Source organism: Streptomyces griseoluteus (assembly GCF_004784465.1).
GTDB classification, from domain to species: domain Bacteria; phylum Actinomycetota; class Actinomycetes; order Streptomycetales; family Streptomycetaceae; genus Streptomyces; species Streptomyces griseoluteus.
Genome location: NZ_SRRU01000006.1, coordinates 176,401 through 200,753, shown reverse-complemented (window position 1 = coordinate 200,753; position 24,353 = coordinate 176,401). Strand labels below are relative to the sequence as shown.

Here is a 24,353-nt window from a genome sequence, read left to right as displayed (position 1 = left end):
TGCAACCGATTCCATTGAATCCAGAGTCCTGCACGGCTCCCTCGCCACGCAACCCGGGCCCCGGCGCATTGATATTGGCATTTGGCCACTCGGTTGTCGTGCGGTTCCGGGGGCGGGGACTCCCGCGGGACGGCCGAGATCGGGATTGCCGACCCGAAACACTGCTCATAGCGTTGAATGACGGCCGCCGCAGCTACAGTTGCATCGCCGGTGCGCCTTCCGCGAGGGGCGGGATGCGGGCCGAGGGCAGCGGGAGCGAGAATTCCGAGTAGAGCATCAATGCCTTTTCGCGGAATTCGAGCGCCCCGCCCAGTGCGTCCCGATTGAGTAAAGGGCTGTTTCCGGAGCCGCGCTCGTGAGGTAATTCCATAAGTTGCCGACGCCAGATGCCGCTCGTACCCTTATCGGCATGACTGTCGCATCAACGAATCCGGCTACCGGTGAGGTCGTCGAAAGATTCGGCATGCGCGAGTTCATGAACGCCAGGACCGGCTGGGTGGGCGGGTGACGAGAGGGGGACGTGACGGTGGGCGCATCGGCCGGGCTCCGGGCGGCGCGCTCACGTGGCTGCGCGGCCGCGATCCGGGTCTGGCGGCCCTGCGGCGGGCGCTTCGGGCGGCGATCCTGACACCCTCCGTCCTCGCCGTGACGTACTTCAGTCTTGGACGGCCGGACATCGCGGTCTTCGCGGCCTTCGGCTCGCTGGTGCTGACGCTGTTCGTGGACTTCGGCGGCCCGATGCGCGAGCGGATCGCCGGCCAGGCGGCGCTGATCCTGGCCACCGCGGTCATGACCTGCCTGGGCACCTTGGCCGGCCAGACGCTCTGGCTGACGGGAGCGGTGACCTTCGTCCTCGCGTTCTGCGTCCTGTTCTCCGGGATCGTCAGCTCCGCCTTGGCCGGCGCGACCACATCACTGCTGTTCGCCTACATCCTGCCGGTGACGCTGGGCGGGCCCCTCGACGAGATCCCGGAGCACGTGATCGGGTGGGCGCTGGGCGGGGTGGCCTCGATGATCGCCGTCACCCTCATGTGGCCGGTCCCCGCCAGCGAGCCGCTGCGCGCGGCCGGCGCCCGGGCCTGTGCCCTGCTCGCCGGCAGACTGCGCGCCGAGGTCGACTGTGCCCCCGACCCGACCGCGCACGGTCAGGCCCTCGAAACGGCGGTCCGACAGGCGGAGGAGGGCGTGTCCGACTTGAGGAAGACCTTCTACGGCACGCCGTACCGGCCCACCGGACTGTCGCTGTCGTCCCGGGCCGTGGTCCGGCTGGTGGACCAGGTGATCTGGCTCGGCTCCGTACTGCACCAGGCCCCCCCGAGGAGCAGGGACCCGCTGAGCGAGCTCCTGGTGTGCGAGACCAAAATGGCGACGGCGGATCTCCTGGAGCACAGTGCGGCCCTGCTGCGGGCCGATGTCTCGGTGCCGCACGGCATCGATCCCCGTGTCTCGCGGCTGGAGCAGGCTCGGGCGAGCCTCGAAGAGTCCATGATCGGGCTCCTGCCCCGGCGGTCCGCCGTCCCGGTGGCCCGCGCCGACCGGGGAAGCGTGCCAGCCGCCGCCCCCGGGCCGAGCGACGCCTTGATCGGTTGCCTCGGGCCGAGTTTCCGGGCTCAGAGCATGAGCTTCGTCGTGAACGCGATCGGGGGCAACATCCAGCTCGCCGTGACCGCGCGGCAGCGGAGCCGGCGGGACCGGCTGCTCGGTCGTCGTCCCCCGGGAAGCGACTCCGCCCTGTCCTCGGCGCGGGAACGCTTCGCGGCACACCTGAGCCGCAACTCCGTCTGGCTCCACAACAGCCTGCGCGGGGCGGCGGCGCTGAGTCTGGCAGTGGTGATCGCCCACCTGACCGGTCTGGGTCACGCCTTCTGGGTGGCCTCCGGCACGCTCGCCGTCCTGCGTTCCAACGCCGTGGGCACGGGCCAGACGGTCCAACGGGCCCTGCTCGGCACGGTACTCGGATTCGTCGTGGGCGTGCCCCTCATTCTGGCGCTGGGCGCACATCCCGTCCTTCTGTGGCTGCTGCTGCCCCTGGCGATCCTCCTGGTGGGGATGGAGGCCGCGGTAACCGCGTTCACCGCCGGACAGGCCGGATTCACCGTCGTGCTGCTGGTCCTGTTCAGCATCATCCATCCCGAGGGCTGGCAGCTCGGACTGGTCAGGATCGAGGACGTGGCCCTCGGATGCGCCGTCAGCCTGGTGGTCGGCCTGCTGCTCTGGCCGCTGGGCGCCGCGGCCGCACTGGGCCGGGTGCTGTGCGACGCCCTCGGTGACGGCGCGCGGTATCTGCGCAGTGCCGTCGTGACAGGGCTGGCGCTCTGCGACAGGGCAGGGGCCGCGGGCTCGGCTTCCGGCGACGACGACCGGCGGCGGGCGCTGGCCTCCGCCCGCCGGCTCGACGACGCGTTCCGCGAGTACCTGGCAGAACGCGGCACCAAGCACCTCCCGCTGGCCGACGTGACCGCGCTGGTGGACGCGGTCGCCATCCTCCGGCTGACCGCCGACGCCGTCACCGATCTCTGGTCACGTGCGGAGCACGCCCCCGAGAACGGGCGGGCCGCGGCCGGTCACGAGATCCTCGACTCGTGCGTGTCCGTCACCTCGTGGTTCGAGTCGGCCGGCCGGGCATTGGCCGGGGGCGGGGCCGCGCCCGGCCGCCCGCTGAGCCGTCCGGTCGTGGACGCGGCCCTGCGTGAAAGCGTGAGCCGCGATCTGCGGGCGGGCACGGAACAGGGCACGGCCACGGCCGTGAGGATGGTCTGGATGGCAGACCACCTCGACACGATGCGCCGCCTCCAGGCGGAGATCGACGGCCCCGTCGGTGCCGCCGCGGCGTCCACGCGGCGACAGCGCGCACGAGGGCGCAGGCTCCGGGCGGGCGTCACATGGCCTCGGCCGCCGGCCGCCCGTGCCGGGGCTCGTCCCGGTTCTCCTCCCCGGGGTTGACACACTTGGTGAGGCAGCGGGTGCGGGAGAGCGCGAACACCCCGTAGACCACCAGGGCCGCTCCCGCCAGCGCCGGGACGAGCCACCAACCGCCGCGGGGCGACTCCGCGGAGAGCGTCACCCCGAGGAAGAAGCTGACCGAGGTGTCACCGAGCGTCAGCGCGGGCTGGGAGCCGATGAGGGGGCCTCCCTGCATCGCGTAACCGAGCAGGAGGACGGACACCGACCCGGCGATCGCGAACGCGTAGGTCTGCCAGGCCAGGAAGAAGCCCGCCGCTCCCTCCTGGGACAGGACATACATCGCGGACTTCACCAAGGCTGCCGTGAGCGCGTTGCCGATCGCCGCCGCGAGCGCCAAGTAGGCGGCCCGGGCGGCACCTTGCGGGCGCCGCAGTCCGACGACGACGAACGCCGCGCCGAGTCCGCCGAGGACGAGGAGCGTCGGCACCCACGCCATGCCCGGCACCTGGGGCCGTCCCCCTGAGGGAGCGGCCGAGAACAGAGCGACGGCCAGGCCGGCGAAGATGCAGATCACGCATCCCCACGCCTTCCGCGAGACCCCCACCCGGAACACCACGCTGCCGAAGACGAGAGCCAGTGGCAGCTCCAGGACGAAGATCGGCTGGACGGTGGCCAGCGACCCCGAGAGGAGGGCCAGGGCCTGGAACAGCGCGGCGAGAACGGTGCCCAGAATCCCCACGAACCAGGCCGGGTTGTGCAGCAGGTCGCCGACGAGACCCAGTCCCCGCCCCCGGGAATCGGGCACGTGGACCACTGCTCGCCGTTGCAGCACGGTGCCCAGGGCATTGCTGGCAGCAGCCAGGACGGCGAAGACGACCCCGAGGATCATTACGGTCGCACCGCCTCCACGTTCGGGACTTCAGACGCCGCCGGGCAGGGGTGCCAGTGGGCTGACGAGGCGGGGTCCGCGGAGTTCCCGCCAGAACTCCGGACCCGGCGGAACCCTCAGGTGAGCACCTTGAGCATTTCCTCGGCCAGCGGCCCGGACGACGCGGGATTCTGACCCGTGTGGAGAGTGCGGTCCACCACCGTGTACGGCGCCCACACCGGGCCCCGCGAGTACTCCGTCGGCAGCTTCTTCAGCTCGTCCTCGAGCAGCCACTTGGCCCTGTCGGCGAAACCGACACCGGCTTCCTCCTCGTTGCTGAACCCGGCCACACGGTAACCGGCGAAGGGCGTGGTCCCGTTCTCGTCACGTGTGGCGAGGAGCGCGGCCGGAGCGTGGCAGACGATGCCCAGAGGTTTGCCCGACGCCAGGGTCTCGCGCAGCAGCCGGGCGGAGTCCGCGTCGGAGGAGAGATCTTCCATCGGCCCGTGTCCACCGGGGTAGTACACCGCGTCGAAGTCGTCGATGCCGACCTGGTCGAGGCGCAGTGGATGACGCAGCTCCTCGGCCGCCTCGATGGCGGATTCCAGCTCCAGGGAGTTCTCCTCGCCGCCGGTCATGCTCGGTCGCAGGCTCATCGTGTCCACGACGGGGACGACTCCTCCCGGCGTCGCGACAGTGACCTTGTGTCCGGCCCTCGTGAACGCGGTGTAAGGGGCCACGAACTCCTCGGCCCAATAACCGGTCGGGTGGCGGTGACCGTCCCGGAGTGTCCAGTAGCTCGCACCAGTCAGCACGAAAAGAATTTCAGCCACGAATCTTCCTCTCTTTATTTGAAGATATGAGTGACGAATCGTCAGATGACGGCTTCAGGCAGTCCCACTCAAGCTAACGCGGCAGGATAACGGCAGCAACTCGCACAATGAGGCCGCCATCTGGTGCGGCGAACTAGGCACTGCCGTCCAATAATCCGGCGCGCTCGTCCAAATGAAATGTGGCGGCGAGATCGAGCGGTATTCACGGGGGGGGGGCGCCGATTTCCCGCCCCGGATGCCGGAAAGCACAGGACAGGGCGTCACCGGCCGTGACCCCATGAACAGGCTTGCTCGGCGGCCGCCAACTCACCCGCAGGGAAACGGATTTGGCCCCTCGCCTGTCCGCAGGTGCGGAATCCGCTTCTGAAGTATCTTTGAGGCGGCGCCGGAAAGACGCGCCCAGGTGCCAGAGCCGCTGAATCTCTCCTGCATGCCGGAAGGGGTCCCATGAATACTCCCGCCATGCCCGACCAGTCCTTGAGCGGCCGGGTCGCCGTCGTCACCGGAGCTTCCAGCGGAATCGGCGAGGCCACTGCCGAACGTCTGGCGGCAATGGGCGCTCACGTCGCGGTCCTCGCCCGCCGTGCCGAGCGGCTCGACAGTCTCGTCGAGCGCATCGGAAAGAAGGGCGGGCACGCTCAGGCGATCGCGGTGGACGTGACCGACGCCGCCGCCGTCCAGTCGGCCGCCGACCGCGTGGCCGACGATTTCGGCGACGCCGACCTGCTCGTCAACAACGCGGGCGTCATGCTTCCCGCCCCCATCGAGGAGCGTGCGACCGACCAGTGGCAGCAGCAGGTCGATCTCAATATCAGCGGGCTGTTGAACGTCATCGGCGCCTTCACGCCTCAGCTCGTCAAAGCTGCCCAGGAGCGCGGCGTCGCCGATCTGGTCAACATGTCCTCGATCGCCGCCCAGAACATCTTCCCGAACTTCGCGGTGTACTCGGGCACCAAGGCGTTCGTCACCCACCTGTCCCGGCATCTGCGTGTCGAGCTCGGACCCAAGAACGTACGCGTGTCCGCTCTGGAACCCGGGATCGTCGGCACCGAACTGCAGGACCACGTCACCGACGAAGGCACGCTGCAGTGGCTCGCCGACTCCAAGGAGAGCGGCATGGCGTGGCTCACCCCGGAGGACATCGCCGATGTCGTCGGCTACCTGGCCGCTCTTCCCTCGCGCGTGAACCTTCAGCAGGTCACCATCATGCCCACCGCGCAGCCGAGCTGAACCACCCGTACGCGGCCCGCAGGGCTCATGCGTCGCAACCGGTGGCCCGTCCGCGACCGCCCGTCGCTCCAGGGCGTCCGAGTCCATTTCCGGCGGTCCGCACGGCACGATCTGGAGGAACCCCGTGGCATCGACGTCAGTGAGCCGGCTGATGCCGGCCTCCCCCGACCGCGTGTGGCGGCTGATCGGCGGATTCGGGTCCCTTCCCGACTGGCTGCCCTCCATCCCCGAGAGCACCTTCGCCGAGGGCGGCCGGGTGCGGCGGCTGAAGAACCCGGACGGTGACGTCATCGTCGAGCGCCTGGTGAATTTCGACGACACCGAGAGGTTCTACAGCTACACCATCGTGCAGGCACCGTTCCCCGTCGTCGACTACCTGTCGACGCTGCGGGTGCATGCGGTGACCGGTGACGGTGAGGTCGCCGAGGTCCAGTGGTCCGGACGCTTCGTCCCCGCGGGAGCCGGCGACGACGAAGTCGTGGCGCTCTTCACGGACATCTACCGCGAGGGCCTCGACGCCCTGCACGAGGTCCTCGAACGGCAGCCTTGAACGGACAGGGGGCGTGCTGGAGCACTCCGGGACGCGGCGGCTCCGACGGTCCCGACGACGTAGGGAGAACGGCACCGGGCACGGGAGCTGCTGCGCGAACCTGCTCTTCGTCTACGGCTCCGCGCCCGCACCCGGATCTGCGGTGCCGGGCCGGCCCAGCGTCTCCGCCGCGGCCTCGGCGAAGGCGCGGACGAGAGGGGAGCGGCGGGACGCCGCCCATGCCAGAGCCACCTCATTCGGGCCGAGACCGTCCACGCGAAGCGCAGTGACGTCCGGGCGGGTGTAGAAGCTGGCGGTGGACAGCGGGAGCACGCAGATGCCGGCTCCGGAGGCCACGAGTTCCAGCTTCTCCTCCACCTGGTGGATCACCGGAATGTCGGCGCGTCGTCCGGCACGCAACTCCACGGCGACATCGCGCCATTCGGGGACGGCGTCGGGGTCCTGGAGCAGATGCTCAAAGGCGAGGTCGGCCACGGTCACCACCGACCTGTCCGCCAGGCGGTGCCGCACCGGCAGCACGACGACCCGGGGCTCCCGGAAGAGCGGCCGCACCTGGAGGCCCCGCTGGTCGAAGGGCCGCCGTACGATGCCGACGTCTGCTCGGCCGTCCAGCAGTACCGCCACCTGGTCGTCCCAACTCGTCCGCAGCAGGCGCACCTGCACGGTGGGGTGGCGACCGGTGAAGAGCACCGTCGCCGGAGTGAGCGTGATGCCCGGCATGAAGCCGATGGTCAGCGTGGGGATGCCCTGCGCGGCCCTCTTCACCCGCCGGACCAGTGCCTGTGCCGAGGCGAGCAGCGGCACCGTGTCCTCCAGCAACTGCTCCCCGGCCGGTGTCAGCAGGGTGCCACGCCGGTCGCGGTCGAAGAGCTCGGCACCCAGGTCCTCCTCCAGGCTGCGGATCTGCCGGGACAGCACCGGCTGCGCGATGTGCAGTCGTTCGGCCGCGCGTCCGAAGTGGAGTTCTTCGGCCACGGCCACGAAATACCGCAGCTTCCTCAGGTCAGGGTCCACCTGGACGCACCGCTCGCTTTCCGAGGTAGTCGGCCGCTCTCCCAGCCGGGCCGCTCTTGGATCGACTCACCTGGTCGTGTTCGCCGCGACGGCCGGGGAGGGAGATTCTCCGAATCTACCGTCCGGACACGGTGGGCGGCCGAGGCCCACCGCTGTGTCCAGGGCCCTGTCACTCGCCCCTGGAGAGGACGCCGAGCGGGTCGGTGAACCTCGGTTTCCAGCCGAGCTCCGTCTCGGCGCGCGCCGCAGTGAGCTGCTGGTCCAGGGCGAACGCGTCCGCGACCGGACCCATCTGCCTGCGGGCCTGCTCCAGCGTGATGGAGGCGACCTTTCCCTTCAGACCGACGGATGCGGCGACAGCGAGGGAGACGTCCCTGGCAGTCGGGTTCACGCCGCCCACGCCGACGTACACGGACCCGGCCCGGGCCTTCAGCGCGGCGACATACAGTGCGGCGACGTCCTCCACGTGCACCAGTGCCCAGCGGTTCGACCCGTCGCCGATGAAGGGGATGAAGCCCGCCTCCTTGCCGGGAACGGTGTAAAAGACGTCGATCAGACGGTTCTCGCCGCCGTACAGCAGACCCGGCTGCACCACCACGGGGCGGCCGCCCTGCTGGGCGCGCTGCAGCACCGCGTCCTCGACCGGCTTGCGCCAGGCGACCAGCCCGGGCGGGTTCCAAGGCGCCGTTTCGTCCGCGATGCCGTCGGTGTCGCCGTAGACCCAGGCTCCCCCGGTGTGCACGTAGGTGCCGGTGCCGATGCCGTCCTGCATGGCGGTGGCCGCGGCGAGGTCCTCGGCACCGGTCTCCGCCTGGGCCAGGTGGACGACCGCCTCGGCACGGGCGGCGGCGGCGTTGAGCACACCGAGGTCCCCGAGCCCGCCGCGCACCGGTGTCGCCCCGAAGGAGCTGACAGCCTCGGCGGCGCGGTCACCGCGGGCCAGTGCCTCCACGGTGTGTCCGTGTGCGACCAGGGCGCTGATCGTGGCCTTTCCGATGTATCCGGATCCTCCGGTGAGAAAAACCTTCATGGATATGGCTCCGATTTCCGCAGCTCGAATGCTTCGGTCACCAGCCTGCGCCCCAGCTCACCCGCTCGTCCAAGACCCTTTCCGGCGTCCCTGATACCTGTTCGGCATCAGCAGCCGAGTCGCGCGGCCCTGATGTGCCCCCGCTGAGCCTCGCCGACGTAGCTGCCCAGGTACTGGTAACTGCCGCCGCGCACCTGGCTGGCCGACGACGAGCAGCGCGGACGCCGGCTTCATCATCTCGCCTCCCGCTCCGTGAATTCCGGCGCACCTATTGACAATGCAAGACGGGCTGCGCTGCACTGTTCAGCTCTCGCGGCAATTCGCCGAAATGCTCCGCCCGAGAACGGTGCATGAATTCGAGGAGAATATTCCGTGCCCGATGTCAGTCGTCGTAGGTTTTTGCAGATTGCCGCGGGCAGCGCGGCTGCCACGCAGTTGTCCGAGGGGATCGCGCGGGCCGCGGCCATCGCGCCGGTGGCGGGGACGGGGACACTCGCCGATGTGGAGCATGTCGTCGTGCTGATGCAGGAGAACCGGTCGTTCGACCATTACTTCGGCACGTTGAGGGGGGTGCGGGGGTTCGGGGACGCGCGGCCGGTCGCGCTGCCGTCGGGGAAGAGTGTGTTTCACCAGGTCGACGGGGCGGGGCGGGAGACGTTGCCGTTCCGGCCGGATGCCGATCGGCTCGGGATGCAGTTCATCCAGGATCTGGACCACAGCTGGGCGGGGACGCACGCGGCGTTCAATGGGGGGCTCTACGACAAGTGGATTCCCGCCAAGTCCACGACGACGATGGCTTATCTGACACGCGCGGACATTCCGTACCATTACGCGCTCGCGGACGCGTTCACCGTCTGCGACGCATACCACTGCTCGATGCTGAGTTCCACCGATCCGAACCGTTACTACATGTACACCGGCTATTCCGGGAACGACGGCAAGGGAGGAGGGCCGGTGCTCGGGAATGAGGAGGCCGGGTATTCCTGGACCACGTTTCCGGAGATCCTCCAGCAGGCGGGCGTCTCCTGGAAGGTGTACCAGGACACCGGCACCGGGCTGGACGCGGCCGGTGGATGGGGGTGGACCGGTGACGCGTTCATCGGCAACTACGGGGACAACTCCCTGCTGTTCTTCAACCAGTACCGCGACGCCAAGCCCGGTGACCCCCTCTACGACCGGGCCCGCACCGGCACCAGGGCGGCCGGCGGCGACGGTTACTTCGACCGTCTGCGCGCCGACGTGACCGCCGGGACCCTCCCCCAGGTCTCCTGGATCGCCGCCCCCGAGGCCTTCAGCGAGCACCCCAACTGGCCCGCCAATTACGGCGCCTGGTACATCTCGCAGGTCCTGGACGCGCTCACCTCCAACCCGGACGTCTGGAGCCGCACCGTCCTGCTGCTGACCTACGACGAGAACGACGGCTTCTTCGACCACGTCGTACCGCCCTTCCCGCCCGCCTCCGCCGCGCGCGGGCTGTCCACCGCCGATGTGACGAAGGAGCTGTACGGCGGCTCGGCCGGGTACGCGGCCGGACCCTACGGGCTCGGTCCGCGCGTGCCCATGCTTGTCATCTCGCCCTGGAGCACCGGCGGTTGGGTCTGTTCGCAGACCTTCGACCACACCTCGATCGTGCAGTTCATCGAGAAGCGGTTCGGGGTGCGCAACCCCAATGTCTCGCCGTGGCGGCGCGCGGTGTGCGGGGACCTCACCTCGGCCTTCGACTTCTCCCGCGGCAACACCGCCGCGCCCGGCCTGCCCGACACCAACGGGTACCGGCCGCCGGACCACTCCAACCCCGGCAACTACGTGCCCAAGCCCCCGGCGGCCGGCACGCTGCCCAAGCAGGAACGCGGTACGCGGAGCGCGCGGGCGCTGCCGTACGACCTGGCCGTGGACACCAAGGCGGTCGGCGGGCGGATGCAGTTCACCTTCGCCGCGCTCGGTGCCGCCGGGGCCGCCTTCCATGTCACCTCGGCCACCCGCACCGACGGTCCGTGGCCGTACACCGTGGAGCCGGGCAAGAGCCTGACCGACAGCTGGGCGCTGCCGGGCAGCCGTTACGACTTCTCCGTGTACGGCCCCAACGGCTTCCTGCGCCGTCAGGCCGGCACCAACTCCGCCGTCGGCCCCGAGGTCACCGCCCGGCACGACAACTCCGCCGGGCAGGTCGCCCTGACCTTCACCAACGCGGGCAGCGGCGCCGTGACCTTCACGGCCACCGACGCCTACGCTCCGGCCCAGCACTACACGTACACCGTGCAGCCCGGCGCCTCCCGCGTCGTCAAGGGCTGGGGGGTGGCCGCGGGGAACCGCTGGTACGACGTCACGGTCACCGCGAGCGGCGACTCCGCCTTCGTACGGCGCTTCGCCGGGCACGTCGAGACGGGCGCGCCCAGCACGAGCGACCCGGCGACCGCCACGGTGTGACCGCGGCAGGGGCTGTCGACCCGCGTCCGCGCTGGGCGCGTGGCCGGGCGCGGAGGAGGCGCTGCGGACGGCGGGCATCCCGGTGGTCGCGCCCGGCGTGGTGACCGGGGGCAGCGGCGCGGAGATCCTGGACGAGCTGACCACGCTGCTGACCGAGCACCGGGTCTGGGACCGGTTCCCGCCGGCGGGGCGAGCGCGAGGCGAAAACCGCCGGGGACGGGCCCGGCTGTTTTCGCCTCGTCAGAGGGGGGACTCGTGGCTCATGGTGCGAATCGGATACACGATGATGACCGAGCAGGCCGGGCCGCGTGAGCTGGTCGAGCATGTCGTGCGTGCCGAGGAGGCGGGGTTCGACTTCTCCGTGACGTCGGACCACTACTTCCCCTGGCTGCGCTCGCAGGGCCATGCCCCGTACGCGTGGAGCGTCCTCGGCGCGGCCGCGCAGGCCACGTCGCGGATACCGCTGATGACCTACGTGACCTGTCCGACCTTCCGCTACCACCCGGCGGTGGTGGCGCAGAAGGCGGCGACCATGCAACTGCTGTCCGAGGGCCGCTTCCGGCTCGGGCTGGGCTCCGGGGAGAATCTCAACGAGCATGTGGTGGGCCAGGGCTGGCCCGCGGTGGACGTGCGGCACGAGATGCTGGAAGAGGCGGTGGAGATCATCCACGCCCTGTTCGAGGGCGGTCACGTCACCTACCACGGCAAGCACTACGACGTGGAGTCGGCCAAGTTGTGGGACGTGCCCGAGCCGCCGCCGCCCATCGGCATCGCCGTCTCGGGCGAGCAGTCCTGCGCGCTGGCCGGGCATTTCGCGGACCTGGTCATCGCCACCGAGCCGAAGAAGGATCTGCTGGAGTCGTTCGAGCGGCACGGCGGCACCGGCAGGCCCAGCGTGGGGCAGCTCCCGGTCAGCTTCGACCCCGACCGGGACGCGGCGATCCGGCGCGCGCACGACCAGTTCCGCTGGTTCGGTCTGGGCTGGAAGGTCAACTCCGAGCTGCCGCACCCGGATTCCTTCGACTCGGCGACCCAGTTCGTCACCGAGGACGACGTGGCCTCCGCCATCCCGTGCGGTAACGACCCGGAAGCCTTCGTGGAAGCCGTGCGGCCCTATGTGGACGCCGGGTTCGCCGAGGTGGCCCTGGTCCAGATCGGCGGCCCGAGCCAGCCGGCCTTCATCGACTGGTCGGAGAAGACGCTGCTGCCCGCGCTGCGCGACGCCTTCGGCTGAGCGGCGGCTCGATCCGTACGGCGCACAACCCATGGGCGCCACAGAGCAGTTTGCAGTCATCGTCCGCTGAGCAGTAACAGACGGCGGACGGTGGCGGCAGCCTTTGGGGGGCGCATGGCGTACGTGATCGCAGTGATGTGCGCGGCGGCGCTGGCCGGCTGGGCGGTGCACGTGCGGGCCCGGAAGTTCCCGGGCAGCCTCGCCCTGGCGGTCCTGCCGAGGCATGCCGAGGACCGGCGCCCGCTGGCCCAGGCGCGGGCGAACGTGCGCAGCCTGGAGGAGATCGCGCGCTCGGAGGAGTCCGCCGCACGGGCCGCGTTGGCGCTGGCCGAGCAGAACCGGGAGCGGGACCTGCGCGCCGCCGAGCAACGGATCGCCGGGCTGGAGAAGCCCGGCCGCGGCAAGCGGCTCGGCGCTCTGGGCGAACTGACCCTGTACGAGCACACGTTGGTGAAACAGCCGCCGGCCGGAGCCGTCCGCACCCTGCAACTGGCCGGGCTCCGGGTCAGGTTCGAGTCCGGCGACAGCGCCTACTACCTCTACGTCCTGGAGGCCGACGGCACCCCCGAGCGGACCAACTACCCGCGCCGCACCGGCGAGGGCGAGGAGGCGAAGGGGTTCACCGAGGACCGGGTGCGGGACTTCGCCGACGCGGTGCAGCGCGCGGTGGCCAGGGAGAACACCTTCCGCGCCACCCTGCCGGAGCAGTTGAAGCAGGCCCAGCACGACCGCGAGCTGCTGGAGCAGGACACCGAGGCGGTGGACCGGGCGCGCAGACGGCATGCCGAGATCCAGGCCCGCCACAAGGACAATCCCCGCCTGGCCGAGGCCCGCGCCGAGCTGGAGACGGCCCGGCTGGAGTGGCGGCGGCACACCGGGCGGATGCCTCCCCCCTAGGGGTACCGCCGCCGGCCCCAGGGGGGAGTCAGCTCCGGACGAGGGTGATGTCCCGGTCCTGGGTGGCGTGGAACACGGGCAGCGGCACCAGCCCGCTCGGACGCAGCTCCACCACGTTGGCACCACGTTGGCCTGGACATGCGCGGCGCCCGCCTTCAGCGTCTCCGAGGAGACCTTCCCGGAGTTCTGCCACCAGTGCTCCTGGCCGGCGGAGGAGCGGACAAAACCGGCCCGGTGCCGGGCAGGCAGCGGTAGGTACCGGAGAGCGTGACGGTGCCGTCGGCCGCGACGCGGCCGGGCGCGGTCGTCCCCCCGTATTCCCCTCTCCGGGTCCGTGCACCGATGGTGACCAGCAGGTATGCCGACGACCTAAAATGATCAACGTGTCCGAGCAGCACGCCCCCAGGTCCCTCATCGTCACGCTGTACGGCGCCTACGGGCGCTCCGTACCGGGCCCGGTGCCCGTCGCCGAGCTGATCCGGCTGCTGGCCGCGGTCGGGGTGGACGCGCCCTCGGTGCGCTCCTCGGTGTCCCGGCTCAAGCGGCGCGGCCTGCTGCTGCCGGCCCGCACCGCCGGGGGCGCGGCGGGGTACGAGCTGTCGGCGGAGGCGCACCGGTTACTGAGCGCCGACGACCGCCGTATCCACGCCGTCGGGCCCGCCGAGGACGCCGGGTGGGTCCTCGCGGTGTTCTCGGTGCCCGAGTCGGAGCGGCAGAAGCGGCATGTGCTGCGTTCCCGGCTGGCCGCGCTGGGCTTCGGCGCGGCCGCGCCGGGGGTGTGGATAGCCCCGGCCCGGCTGCACGAGGAGGCCCGGCACACGCTGGGCCGGCTGGGTCTGGACGCCTATGTGGATCTCTTCCGGGGCGATCATCTGGGGTTCGCCCCGACCGTCGAGGCGGTCCGCCGCTGGTGGGACCTGCCGGCCATCGCCGCGGAGCACGAGCGGTTCCTCGCGGCGCACGCGCCGGTGCTGCGCGCCTGGGAGGACCGGCCGGACACCCCGGCCGAGGACGCCTACCGGGACTATCTGCTGGCTCTGGACTCCTGGCGCCGGCTGCCCGGCGCGGACCCCGGCCTGCCGGCCCGGCTGCTGCCCGCCGACTGGCCGGGGGCGCGCTCGGCGGGGGTGTTCCGGGCACTGCACGAGCGACTGCGGGACGCGGGCGCGGCCTTCGTCGGGGTGTGAGCACGGCGGCCGGTGACCGGCCGCTCGCTCCGTGGCACCGGCACGGCTGAAACGGACGCCCTCGGGCTGTGACTGTGGTCACTCGGCGGTGATGACGGCCCGGCGCGCGCGACCGTCCCGTCACCGGTGTCACCGGTGATCGACAGGGACGTAACAGCAGCTACGGGAGGGGGTGGTGGGGCGTTCGGCGCGGCGCGGGGACGGGTATCGGGCCCTATGGTTCCGGCCACCGCCCGCCGAAGGTTTCGATGGCCGGACCCGTACCATTTCCTACAGTCGAAGGCAGGACAGCCTGCTCCATGAACGGACTCGCCGTGCACGAACGCCCCACCGAATCGGCCTCCTGGCGCATTGCGCTGCCGCACACCGCCGCGGCGGTGCCGGTGGCGCGTGCCCTGGTGCGGTCGGCCCTGGCCGAGGTGGGGCACATGGCCGACTGCGACACGGCGGAGCTGCTGACCGCCGAGCTGGTGGCCAACGCGGTGGAGCACACCGCGGGCAGCGGTCCGATCGAGCTGGTGGTGGAGCTGCGGCCGACCGGCTGCCAGGTCGAGGTGCACGACCCCGACCCGGAGCCGCCCGGCCATCTCACCCGCCCGGTGATCGAGGAGCCCGACCCCTGGCAGGAGGGAGGGCGCGGCCTGTTGCTGATCCGCGCCCTCAGTTCGTCCTGTGGTCACCGCCCGACCTCGTCGGGCAAGGCGGTGTGGTTCAGACTGCCTGTCGTTCCCGCTCAGCGTTCGGCGTGACCCCGGCCGCCTCGGCGCGGCCCAGCGTGGAGTGCCGGCGGCCGTAGGCGTAGTACACGCCGAGGCCCACCGCGAGGAAGACCGCGAACTGCACCCAGGTCTGCCAGCCCGTCTCGTACATCAGGTAGAGGCAGAAGGCGACGCCGAGCAGCGGGGCGGCGGGGTACAGCGGCACCCGGAAGCTGCGCCCCAGGCCCGGCTCGCGGCGGCGCAGGGCCATCACCGCGATGTTGACGACCGCCATGATGGCCAGTGTGCCGATGGTGCAGAGGTTCACCACGGAGTCGAGCGAGGCGAAGGCCGCGGGGACGGCGAAGACGACCGCGACGATGAGCGTGCCCGCCACCGGCGTGGAGGTCTTCGGGGACACCTTCTCGAAGACGCGCGGGATCAGTCCGTCGCGGGACATCGACAGCAGGATGCGGGTCTGGCCGTACATCACGGCGAGCACGACCGAGGCGATGGCGACCACCGCGCCGAAGGCGATGACACCGCCGCCGATGGTGGAGCCGGTGACCATGTTGACCACGTACGACAGCGCGGCGGGGCGGCCGCCGACCTGGTGGGCGCCGATGGCACCGATCGCGGCGACCGCGACGGCGCAGTACAGCAGGGTGACCAGGCCCATGCAGACGAGGATCGCCACCGGGATGTCCCGGCGCGGGTTCTTCGCCTCCTCGCCGGCCGTGGTGATCGCGTCGAAGCCGATGTACGAGAAGAAGGCCGCGGTGGTGCCCGCGCCGATGCCGCCCAGGCCCGCCGGGGAGAACGGGGTGAGGTTGCCGTCCTTGAACGCGCTGTAGCCGATGGCACAGAACGCGAGCAGGATGACGAGCTTCACGGCGGCCATCGCGGCGGTGGCCCGCGCGCTCTCGCGCACACCGCGCACCAGCAGCACGGCGGCCATGGCGATGACGATCACGGCGGGCAGGTTCACCACGCCGCCGTCGCCGGGTCCGGCGGACAGCGCGTCGGGGAGCTGCCAGCCGGTGAGGCTGTGCAGGAGTTCGTTGACGTACTGACTCCAGCCGACCGCGACGGCCGAGATGGAGATGCCGTACTCCAGCAGCAGGCACCAGCCGACCAGGAAGGCGGTGGACTCGCCGAGACCGGCGTAGGCGAAGGAGTACGAGGAGCCGGAGACCGGTATCGCGCCGCCCAGCTCCGCGAAGGAGAAGGCGGTGAACACACAGGTGATCGCCGCGAGGATGAAGGAGACGACCACGGCGGGTCCGGCCTGCGCGACGGAGTCGGAGAGGCCGACGAAGATGCCGGTACCGACGATGGCGCCGACACCGAAGCAGATGAGCTGGAAGAGGCCCATGGTGCGCTTCAGACCGTGGCCCTCGCGGTCGGCGCCGGATTCGGCGACGAGCAGATGCGGGGACTTGATGCGGGGAGCGGGCATGCGGGTGGTGCTCGTTTCTGGTGGTGCGGACGGCCCGGTCAGGCCGCTGCGTCGGCGCGGCACGAGGGGTGGCGGCCAGGCCGTCGGTCAGGATAAGGCCAGGTGAGGTGGGTCACGCAAGGGTTTGTGACGTATCCCCGAGGGTGGCGACGAGCACGGCCTTGATCGTGTGCATCCGGTTCTCCGCCTCGTCGAAGACCACCGAGTGCTCGGACTCGAAGACCTCGTCGCTGACTTCCAGCTCGGTCAGTCCGTAGCGTTCATGGATCTCGCGGCCGACCTTGGTGCCGAGGTCGTGGAAGGCGGGCAGGCAGTGCAGGAAGCGCACGTCCGGGTTACCGGTGGCGCGCAGCACGTCCATGGTCACCGCGTACGGGCCGAGCAGGCCGATGCGCTCGTCCCAGACCTGCTGGGGCTCGCCCATGGACACCCAGACGTCGGTGGCGATGAAATCGGCGCCGCGCACGCCCTCCTTCACGTCCTCGGTGAGGGTGACGCGGGCGCCGGAGGCGTCGGCGAGCCGCCGGGCCAGCGCGACGATGGTCTCGTCGGGCCAGAGCAGCCGGGGGGCGACGACGCGGACGTCCATGCCGAGCAGGGCTCCGGTGACCAGGTAGGAGTTGCCCATGTTGTACCGGGCGTCGCCGAGGTAGGCGAAGGCGACGCTCTCCAGCGGCTTGTCGCTGTGCTCGGTCATGGTGAGCAGGTCGGCGAGCATCTGGGTGGGGTGCCACTCGTCGGTGAGCCCGTTGTAGACGGGGACGCCCGCGTACGCGGCCAGTTCCTCGACGACGCCCTGGCCGTGCCCCCGGTACTCGATGGCGTCGTACATCCGGCCCAGCACGCGGGCGGTGTCCTTGACGGACTCCTTGTGCCCGATCTGGGAGCCGGCCGGGTCGAGGTAGGTGGTGTGGGCGCCCTGGTCGGCGGCGGCGACCTCGAAGGCGCAGCGGGTGCGGGTCGAGGTCTTCTCGAAGATCAGGGCGATGTTGCGGCCGGTCAGGTACCGCGTCTCGGCCTTGGCCCGCTTGGCCGCCTTCAGCTCGGCGGCCAGCGCGAGCAGCCCGCGGAACTCCTCGGCCGTGAAGTCCAGCTCCTTGAGGAAGTGGCGGCCGTTGAGGGCGGTCGGGACTGTCGCCATGGGGCGCTCCAGGGGTACGCGGTGCACTGACTCCGGTAATTCTATACGAGCCTCGGCATTTCTATTCAGGCTGCGGCATGATTATGCGCAGATTCACACGGCACCCGGCTCGTGAGGCGGCTTATCTCAGACCGGATCCCGCTCGACCGGGCAGCTCATGCAGCGCGGTCCGCCCCTCCCCCGCCCCAGCTCGCTGCCCGGGATCTCTATGACTTCGATGCCCTGCTTGCGCAGATGGGTGTTGGTGGTGGAGTTCCGCTCATAGGCGACGACGACTCCCGGCTCGACGGCGAGGACGTTGCAGCCGTCGTCCCACTGCTCGCGCTCGGCGGCGTGCACGTCCTGGGTGGCGGTGAGCACCCGGATCTCACCGAGGCCCAGGGCGGCGGCGATGGCCCGGTGCATGTGCTCCGGGGGATGGTCGGTGACCTTCAGCTCGCGCTCGCCGACACCGGGCTCGATGGTGTACGAGCGCAGCATGCCGAGCCCGGCGTACTGGGTGAAGGTGTCGCCGTCGACCATGGTCATCACGGTGTCGAGGTGCATGAAGGCGCGCCGCTTGGGCATGTCCAGCGCCACGATGGTCTGCGCGGAGCCCGCCGCGAACAGCTTGTGCGCGAGCATCTCGACCGCCTGCGGGGTGGTGCGCTCGCTCATCCCGATCAGCACGGCGCCGTTGCCGATCACCAGCACGTCGCCGCCCTCGATGGTGGAGGGGTAGTCGGCCTGGCCGCGCGACCAGATGTTGAAGCCCTCCTTCTTGAAGAGGGGGTGGTGCCGGTAGATCGCCTCGAAGTGCACGGTCTCGCGCTGCCGGGCGGGCCAGCGCATGGCGTTGATGGAGACGCCGTCGTAGATCCACGCCGAGGTGTCGCGGGTGAAGAGGTGGTTGGGCAGCGGACCGAGCAGGAAGTCGTCCAGCTCCATGACGTGGAAGCGGACGGAGGCCGGCTCGGGGTGGCCGGCCAGGAACTCCCGCTTGGTCATGCCGCCGACCAGCGCCTCGGCCAGCTCGCCGGGGGCCATCGCGTCGAAGGCGGTGCGCAGATGGTCGGTGGCGAGGGGGCCGTACTCCTTCTCGTCGAAGACGCGGTCCAGCACGAGCGCGCGGGCCTCCGGAACGGCGAGGGTCTCGGTGAGCAGGTCGCCGAAGAGGTGCACCTCGACTCCGCGGTCGCGCAGGACGTCGGCGAAGCCGTCGTGCTCGGCGCGCGCCCGGCGCACCCACAGCACGTCGTCGAAGAGCAGGGCGTCCTTGTTGCTGGGGGTGAGGCGCTTGAGTTCGAGGTCCGGTCTGTGCAGGATCACCCGGCGCAGCCGCCCGGCCTCGGAGTCGACGTGGAATGCCATGCCTTCATCCTGGCCGCCGGGGGGCGCGTTCACTCTTCTCTCGGCACTCCCTCTTTTCGTCCGGTTGACGAGAACCGGCCGTGGCATTTATCGTCCTGGTGACGAGAAGTGAGGAGCTCGCCCGCCGGGAGGAACGGCTGGTGGAGCAGCGGGGCACCAACGCCCGCCGCGAGGCGGAGGAGGAGGCCGCGGCCGACGCGGTGCGCGCCCGGGCGGAGGCGGCCCGGTCGGTGGAGCTGGCCGAGGCCGAGGCCACGCGGACGGCCCGGCTGGCCGAGGCGGAGGCCGAGCGGACGGTGCGGCTCGCCCGCGCGCAGGCCGAGGCCGCCCGCGAGACCGGCGAGGCACGGGCCCAGGAACGGGCGGCGTGGCTGCGGGTCCACACCGAGGCCGGTGTCGGCGGCGCCGAGGCGCTGCGGGCGCTCACCACGGCCCGGCTCGCGGAGAACCTGCCGCGCATCGACAGCGTGACCCTCTCCCCCGACGTACTGACCGGGCTGCTCGCCCGGCTGACCGGCGAGACGCCGGACGGCACGCGGTGAGCCTCGCCCCGCGCGCCGTGCTGGTCCACCGCACCACGGAGTACGAGGAACTGGTGGCCCGGCACGGTACGCACGGGCAGGCCGCGTTCTTCCTCTCCTCGCGGGGCCGGGACATCGAGGAGGTCGCGGAACGCCACCGCCGCGCGCGCCGCGCCCTGGCCGAGGTGACCGCCGCCGTGCCGCTGAACTGGCGCCGGGCGCTGCTGGAGCGGGCCGACCTGGACCGCTTCCTGTTCGCCCCCGAGGACGTGATCGTCGTCGTGGGCCAGGACGGGCTGGTGGCGAACGCCGCCAAGTACCTGGACGGCCAGCCGGTGATCGGCATCGACACCGATCCGGGACGCAACCCCGGTGTGCTGGTACGGCACCGGCCGCGTGACGCCGCCGCCCTGCTGGCCTCGGCCGGGGGCGCGGCGGACGAACTGACCATGGTCGAGGCGGTCACCGACGACACGCAGCGGCTGGTGGCGCTGAACGAGATCTACCTCGGCGCGCCGGGCCACCAGACCGCCCGGTACCGCCTGGGTCTCGACGGCGACAGGGGTGTCGTCGAGGCCCAGGCTTCCTCCGGGGTCCTGGTGGGCACCGGGACCGGGGCCACCGGCTGGCTCCGGTCGGTGTGGCAGGAGCGGGGCGGCACCCTGCCCCTGCCGGCGCCGACCGAGGACCGGCTGCTGTGGTTCGTCCGTGAGGCGTGGCCGTCCCCCGCCACCGGGACGAGCCTGGTCGGGGGCGGCCTCACCGCCTCGGCGGCCCTGACGCTCACCGTGGAGTCCGACCGCCTGATCGCCTTCGGCGACGGCATCGAGTCCGACGCGCTCCAGCTCACCTGGGGGCAGACGGTGCGGGTGGGCGTGTGCGGGCGGCGGCTGCGGCTGGTGGGCTGAAGCCCCCGCCCCGCCTACAGCCGCGGGTCCACCGGCTCCGACTCCAGCGCGAGGACGCCGAACACCGCCTCGTGCACCCGCCACAGCGGCTCACCGTCGGCGAGACGGTCCAGGGCCTCCAGACCGAGGGCGTACTCGCGGAGCGCCAGCGACCGCTTGTGGTTGAGGAACCGCCCCCGGAGCCTGGCCAGGTTGTCGGGGCGCGTGTACTCGGGACCGTAGATGATCCGCAGGTACTCGCGGCCCCGGCACTTGATGCCAGGCTGCACCGGCCGGCCCTGTCCGTCGCGGACCAGCGCCCCGAGCGGCTTGACGACCATGCCCTCGCCGCCCCGGCCGGTCATCTCCAGCCACCAGTCGATGCCCGACCTGACCGACTCCGGGTCACCGGTGTCCACGTACAGGCGCCGGGTGGTCTGGAGCAGGCCTGAGGTGTCGTGCTCCACCAGCCGGTCCAGCAGGGCGAGCTGCTCGTCGTGGGGAAGCGCGGCGAGGCTGCGGCCGCGTACCGCCAGCACCTGGAAGGGGGCGAGGCGGACGCCTTCGAGACCGTCGGTGGTCCAGCAGTAGCGGCGGTAGGCGTCGGTGAACGCGGCCGCGTCGGCGGCTCGTTCGCGCTGCCGGGCCAGCAGCGCGGACACGTCGGCGCCCCGGGCCCCGGCCGCCTCCAGCGCGGCGAGCGCGGGCGGGAACACGGCGCCGGAGGCGGCGCCCACGGCGGCGTACTGGCGGCGCAGCAGGCCCTGCGACTTCAGCGACCACGGCATCAACTCGGCGTCCAGCAGCAGCCAGTCGGTGTCGAGCCGCTCCCACAGGTCCGCCTCGGTGACCGCCGCGCGGAGCCGTTCGAGGATCTCCTCGGTCACCGCGCCGTCGTCGAAGAACGGCCGCCCGGTACGGGTGTAGAGCGCGCCCGTGGGCCCCTCCCCCACGCCGAACCGCTTGGCGGTGGTCGCCGCGTCCCGGCAGACGAGGGCCACGGCGCGCGAGCCCATGTGCTTCTCCTCGCACACGACCCGCCCGACCCCGTCCCGCGCGTACTGCGCGAACGCCTCGGCCGGGTGCTCCAGGTACCCCTCCTCCCGGGAGGTGGGCGTCGGCGCCATGGTGGGCGGGAGGTACGGCAGCAGGCGGGGGTCCACGGCGAAGCGGCTCATCACCTCCAGGGCGGCGGCCGCGTTCTCCTCGCGCACCGCGACCCGGCCCAGGTACCGGGTCTCGACCCCGCCCCGGCCGGTGACGTCGGCCAGGTCCAGCGGCCGTCCGTCCTGGCCGCCGGGCGCGTCGACGCGCAGCGGCCGGACCGGCTCGTACCAGGTCCGCTCGGCGGGGACGTCCACGATCTCGCGTTCCGGCCAGCGCAGCGCGGTCAGCTTGCCGCCGAACACGGCGCCGGTGTCGAGGCAGATCGTGTTGTTGAGCCAGGTGGCCTCCGGTACCGGGGTGTGGCCGTACACCACAGCCGCGCGGCCCCGGTAGTCCTCGGCCCACGGGTAGCGCACGGGCAGCCCGAACTCGTCGGTCTCGCCGGTGGTCTCGCCGTACAGGGCGTGCGAGCGGACCCGGCCGGAGGTGCGGCCGTGGTACTTCTCCGGCAGACCGGCGTGGCAGACCACGAGCCGGCCGCCGTCGAGGACGTAGTGGCTGACCAGGCCGTCGACGAAGCGGCGCACCTCGTCCTTGAACTCCTCGCTCTCGCCCTCCATCTGGGCCACGGTCTCGGCGAGACCGTGGGTGTACTGGACGGTACGGCCCTTGAGGTAACGGCCGAACTTGTTCTCGTGGTTGCCCGGCACGCACAGCGCGGTCCCTGCCGCGACCATGCCCATCACGCGCCGCAGCACGGCGGGGCTGTCGGGCCCCCGGTCGACCAGGTCACCGACGAACACGGCGGTACGGCCCTCGGCGTGGACTCCGTCGTGGTAGCCCAACTTGGCGAGCAGCGACTCAAGTTCGGCGGAGCAGCCGTGGATGTCGCCGATGATGTCGAAGGGGCCGGTGAGGTGGGTGAGGTCGTTGTACCGCTTCTCGGTGACGATCGTGGCGCCCTCGACCTCGGCGACCCCGCGCAGCACATGCACCTTGCGGAAGCCCTCGCGCTCCAAGTGCTTGAGCGAGCGCCGTAGTTCACGCGTGTGCCGCTGGATGACCCGGCGGGGCATGCCCGCGCGGTCGGGCCGGGCCGCGTTGCGCTCGGCGCACACCTCCTCGGGCACGTCCAGCACGATGGCGATCGGCAGCACGTCGTACTTCTTGGCCAGCTCGATCAGCTGCCGCCGGGCGTCCGGCTGGACGCTGGTGGCGTCGACGACGGTACGGCGGCCCGCCGCGAGCCGCTTGCCCGCGATGTAGTGCAGGACGTCGAAGGCGTCGCCGGTCGCGCTCTGGTCGTTCTCGTCGTCGGCGACCAGGCCCCGGCAGAAGTCGGAGGAGATCACCTCGGTGGGCGCGAAGTGCTTGCGGGCGAAGGTCGACTTGCCTGAGCCGGTGGCGCCGACGAGGACGACGAGGGAGAGGTCGGTGACGGGCAGCGACCGTCCCGTGGGGGTCCCGCTCATGCGGCCTTCGCCTCCTTCTTGTCCTGCTCGGTGGTGTCGCGGTGGAAGACGGCCATCTGGGTGGGCGGCCCGACCTCCGGGTCGTCGGGGCCGACCGGGCGGAACTCGACGGTGTAGCCGTACCGTTCGGCGACTGCGGCCGCCCAGACGGCGAACTCCGCGCGGGTCCACTCGAAGCGGTGGTCGCCGTGCCGGACGTGCCCCGCGGGCAGGGTCTCCCAGCGGACGTTGTACTCGACGTTCGGCGTGGTCACCAGAACCCTGCGCGGGCGGGCCGCGCCGAACACGGCGTACTCCAGCGCGGGCAGCCGGGGCAGGTCCAGGTGCTCGATCACCTCGCTGAGGACGGCCGCGTCGTAGCCGGTGAGCCGCTTGTCGGTGTAGGTGAGCGAGCCCTGGAGCAGCCGCACGCGGGACGCCTGCCGTTCGCCCATGCGGTCCAGCTTGAGGCGGCGGGCGGCGATGGCGAGGGCGCGTGCGGACACGTCGACGGCGGTGATCTCGGTGAACCGGGCGTCGCGCAGCAGCTCCCGTACGAGGTGGCCCTCGCCGCAGCCGAGGTCGAGCACGCGGGCGGCGCCCGTCTCGCGCAGCCCGGCGAGGATGGCCTCCCGGCGCTGGACCGCGAGCGGGGTGGGCCGGGGCTCGGCCTCGGTCTCCGCCTCGACGGCGTTGTCGATGTCCTCGACCTCGCTGTCGTCGGTCTCGGCCAGGCGCACCAGCTCCAGCCGCTCTATCGCCTGCCGGGTCAGCGACCAGCGGCGGGAGAGGTAGCGGTTTGTGATCAGCCGGTGCTCGGGGTGGCCGGGCAGCCAGCCCTCACCCGCGCGCAGCAGCTTGTCGACCTCGTCCGGGGAGACCCAGTAGTGCTTGGCGTCGTCCAGCACCGGGAGCAGGACGTAGAGGTGGCGCAGCGCCTCGGCGAGGGTGAGCCGCTCCGACTCCAGCACCAGGCGGACGTAGCGGGAGTCGCCCCAGCCGGGGAACTGCGGGTCCAGCGCGACCGGTTCGGCGGTGACGTCCCAGCCCAGCGGGGCGAACAGGGCGCGCACCAGGTCCGGGCCGCCCTTCGCGGCCACGGCGGGCACCTCGATGCGCAGCGGCAGCGAAGCGGCGGCGCGCTCCGGGCGCGCCTTGCACACCCCGCGCAGGGCGGTGGAGAAGACGGTGCTGAGCGCGACGGCGAGGAGTGAAGAGGCCGCGTACGGGCGGTCGTTGACGTACTGGCCGAGGGCCGCGTCGGGCGCGCCGCCCCGGCCCTTGCCCTTGCCGCGCCGGATCAGCGCGATGGGATCGACCTCCAGGAGCAGCGCGGCCGTGCAGCGCCCGACCTCCGCCTCGGGGTAGAAGACGTGCGCGGTCCCGTGGGACGTGCTGAACGTCTGCGCGTTGCCCGGGTTCTTGTGCAGCAGGAACCCGAGGTCGGTGGCGGGGGTGGCGGCGGTGCCGCGTGTGGAGATCGTCAGGAACACATGTCCGAGTCTCGCGGTCGCGGGGTGCGTTGACCACAGGTTTTCCGGCGCCGGGGTCCGCCTCTTCCTGGC

General features: G+C 71.4%; 20 protein-coding genes and 2 pseudogenes. 11 read left to right on the top strand and 11 right to left on the bottom strand.

Going from position 1 to position 24,353, the window contains the following annotated elements:
* The first annotated feature begins 504 nt into the window (after nt 1-504).
* Nucleotides 505-2,943: an FUSC family protein gene (locus E5082_RS18075; protein WP_135792279.1), complete on the top strand. Its 2,439-nt coding sequence runs from the start codon at nt 505-507 to the stop codon at nt 2,941-2,943.
* Here the strand turns inward: E5082_RS18075 and E5082_RS18070 are convergent.
* Together E5082_RS18070 and E5082_RS18065 are read right to left on the bottom strand one after the other, a co-directional pair.
* Nucleotides 2,879-3,793: a DMT family transporter gene (locus E5082_RS18070; protein ID WP_135792278.1), complete on the bottom strand. Its 915-nt coding sequence runs from the start codon at nt 3,791-3,793 to the stop codon at nt 2,879-2,881. The two genes, E5082_RS18075 and E5082_RS18070, sit on opposite strands and share 65 nt — an antisense overlap.
* Nucleotides 3,794-3,909: 116 nt before the next feature.
* On the bottom strand, nt 3,910-4,605 hold the full coding sequence (locus E5082_RS18065; RefSeq protein WP_135792277.1) for a type 1 glutamine amidotransferase domain-containing protein: 696 nt from the start codon (nt 4,603-4,605) through the stop codon (nt 3,910-3,912).
* 462 nt (nt 4,606-5,067) lie between these two features.
* Between E5082_RS18065 and E5082_RS18060 the strand changes: the two genes are divergently transcribed.
* Both E5082_RS18060 and E5082_RS18055 read left to right on the top strand, forming a co-directional pair.
* Nucleotides 5,068-5,835 carry an SDR family oxidoreductase gene (locus E5082_RS18060; RefSeq protein WP_229918867.1) on the top strand — a complete coding sequence of 256 codons (768 nt, stop codon included), beginning with the start codon at nt 5,068-5,070 and terminating at the stop codon, nt 5,833-5,835.
* A 124-nt stretch (nt 5,836-5,959) separates the two neighbouring features.
* Entirely contained in the window at nt 5,960-6,385 is a 426-nt protein-coding gene (locus E5082_RS18055) for an SRPBCC family protein (protein ID WP_135792275.1), read from the top strand.
* Nucleotides 6,386-6,496: 111 nt separating this feature from the next.
* Here E5082_RS18055 and E5082_RS18050 read toward each other — a convergent pair whose 3' ends face one another.
* Together E5082_RS18050 and E5082_RS18045 are read right to left on the bottom strand one after the other, a co-directional pair.
* On the bottom strand, nt 6,497-7,399 hold the full coding sequence (locus E5082_RS18050) for a LysR family transcriptional regulator (RefSeq protein ID WP_135792274.1): 903 nt from the start codon (nt 7,397-7,399) through the stop codon (nt 6,497-6,499).
* 169 nt (nt 7,400-7,568) lie between these two features.
* Nucleotides 7,569-8,429: an NAD-dependent epimerase/dehydratase family protein gene (locus tag E5082_RS18045; protein WP_135792273.1), complete on the bottom strand. Its 861-nt coding sequence runs from the start codon at nt 8,427-8,429 to the stop codon at nt 7,569-7,571.
* A gap of 372 nt (nt 8,430-8,801) precedes the next feature.
* Here E5082_RS18045 and E5082_RS18040 point away from each other — a divergent pair, with 372 nt between their 5' ends.
* The 4 genes and pseudogenes from E5082_RS18040 (at nt 8,802) to E5082_RS18030 (ending at nt 12,987) form a co-directional block, all read left to right on the top strand.
* Nucleotides 8,802-10,856, top strand: a complete 2,055-nt coding sequence (locus E5082_RS18040; protein ID WP_135792272.1) for a phosphocholine-specific phospholipase C — start codon at nt 8,802-8,804, stop codon at nt 10,854-10,856.
* A 31-nt stretch (nt 10,857-10,887) separates the two neighbouring features.
* A pseudogene (locus tag E5082_RS33725) lies at nt 10,888-11,025 on the top strand (hypothetical protein); the annotation flags it as partial.
* Nucleotides 11,026-11,118: 93 nt separating this feature from the next.
* The gene (locus E5082_RS18035; protein ID WP_135792271.1) at nt 11,119-12,090 is read left to right on the top strand and encodes an LLM class F420-dependent oxidoreductase; all 972 of its coding nucleotides are present in this window, start codon (nt 11,119-11,121) and stop codon (nt 12,088-12,090) included.
* Nucleotides 12,091-12,204: 114 nt separating this feature from the next.
* Entirely contained in the window at nt 12,205-12,987 is a 783-nt protein-coding gene (locus E5082_RS18030) for a hypothetical protein (protein ID WP_135792270.1), read from the top strand.
* 28 nt (nt 12,988-13,015) lie between these two features.
* Here E5082_RS18030 and E5082_RS33720 read toward each other — a convergent pair whose 3' ends face one another.
* Complete coding sequence (locus E5082_RS33720) at nt 13,016-13,075, bottom strand: hypothetical protein (protein ID WP_425276873.1); 60 nt, start codon at nt 13,073-13,075, stop codon at nt 13,016-13,018.
* A 67-nt stretch (nt 13,076-13,142) separates the two neighbouring features.
* Entirely contained in the window at nt 13,143-13,385 is a 243-nt protein-coding gene (locus tag E5082_RS33715) for a DUF6299 family protein (protein WP_373310056.1), read from the bottom strand.
* Between E5082_RS33715 and E5082_RS18025 the strand changes: the two genes are divergently transcribed.
* Both E5082_RS18025 and E5082_RS18020 read left to right on the top strand, forming a co-directional pair.
* Nucleotides 13,362-14,174: a PaaX family transcriptional regulator gene (locus tag E5082_RS18025; protein ID WP_135792269.1), complete on the top strand. Its 813-nt coding sequence runs from the start codon at nt 13,362-13,364 to the stop codon at nt 14,172-14,174. The two genes, E5082_RS33715 and E5082_RS18025, sit on opposite strands and share 24 nt — an antisense overlap.
* Before the next feature lie 299 nt (nt 14,175-14,473).
* Entirely contained in the window at nt 14,474-14,923 is a 450-nt protein-coding gene (locus E5082_RS18020; protein ID WP_135792268.1) for an ATP-binding protein, read from the top strand.
* Here E5082_RS18020 and E5082_RS18015 read toward each other — a convergent pair.
* From E5082_RS18015 to E5082_RS18005, 3 genes are all read right to left on the bottom strand, one after another.
* Complete coding sequence (locus E5082_RS18015) at nt 14,886-16,331, bottom strand: amino acid permease (RefSeq protein ID WP_135792267.1); 1,446 nt, start codon at nt 16,329-16,331, stop codon at nt 14,886-14,888. The two genes, E5082_RS18020 and E5082_RS18015, sit on opposite strands and share 38 nt — an antisense overlap.
* Nucleotides 16,332-16,443: 112 nt before the next feature.
* Nucleotides 16,444-17,472 (bottom strand): ornithine carbamoyltransferase, encoded by a 1,029-nt coding sequence (argF, locus tag E5082_RS18010; RefSeq protein WP_135792266.1) that lies wholly within the window; start codon nt 17,470-17,472, stop codon nt 16,444-16,446.
* Between the two features lie 126 nt (nt 17,473-17,598).
* Nucleotides 17,599-18,822, bottom strand: a complete 1,224-nt coding sequence (locus tag E5082_RS18005; protein WP_135792265.1) for an arginine deiminase — start codon at nt 18,820-18,822, stop codon at nt 17,599-17,601.
* 68 nt (nt 18,823-18,890) lie between these two features.
* On the opposite strand from E5082_RS18005, the pseudogene E5082_RS32665 reads away from it, so the two are divergent.
* Nucleotides 18,891-19,364 (top strand): annotated as a pseudogene (locus E5082_RS32665) (SPFH domain-containing protein); the annotation flags it as partial.
* A complete protein-coding gene (locus tag E5082_RS17995) occupies nt 19,361-20,251 on the top strand; it encodes an NAD(+)/NADH kinase (RefSeq protein WP_135792264.1) in 891 nt (296 codons plus the stop codon). The pseudogene E5082_RS32665 and the gene E5082_RS17995, both read left to right, overlap by 4 nt.
* Before the next feature lie 14 nt (nt 20,252-20,265).
* On the opposite strand, the gene E5082_RS17990 is transcribed toward E5082_RS17995, so the two are convergent.
* Nucleotides 20,266-22,809, bottom strand: coding sequence for a polynucleotide kinase-phosphatase (locus E5082_RS17990; RefSeq protein ID WP_135792263.1), 2,544 nt, complete (start codon nt 22,807-22,809; stop codon nt 20,266-20,268).
* Nucleotides 22,806-24,281, bottom strand: a complete 1,476-nt coding sequence (locus tag E5082_RS17985; RefSeq protein ID WP_135792262.1) for a 3' terminal RNA ribose 2'-O-methyltransferase Hen1 — start codon at nt 24,279-24,281, stop codon at nt 22,806-22,808. Before E5082_RS17985 ends, E5082_RS17990 begins: the two co-directional genes overlap by 4 nt.
* Between the last annotated feature and the right edge of the window lie 72 nt (nt 24,282-24,353).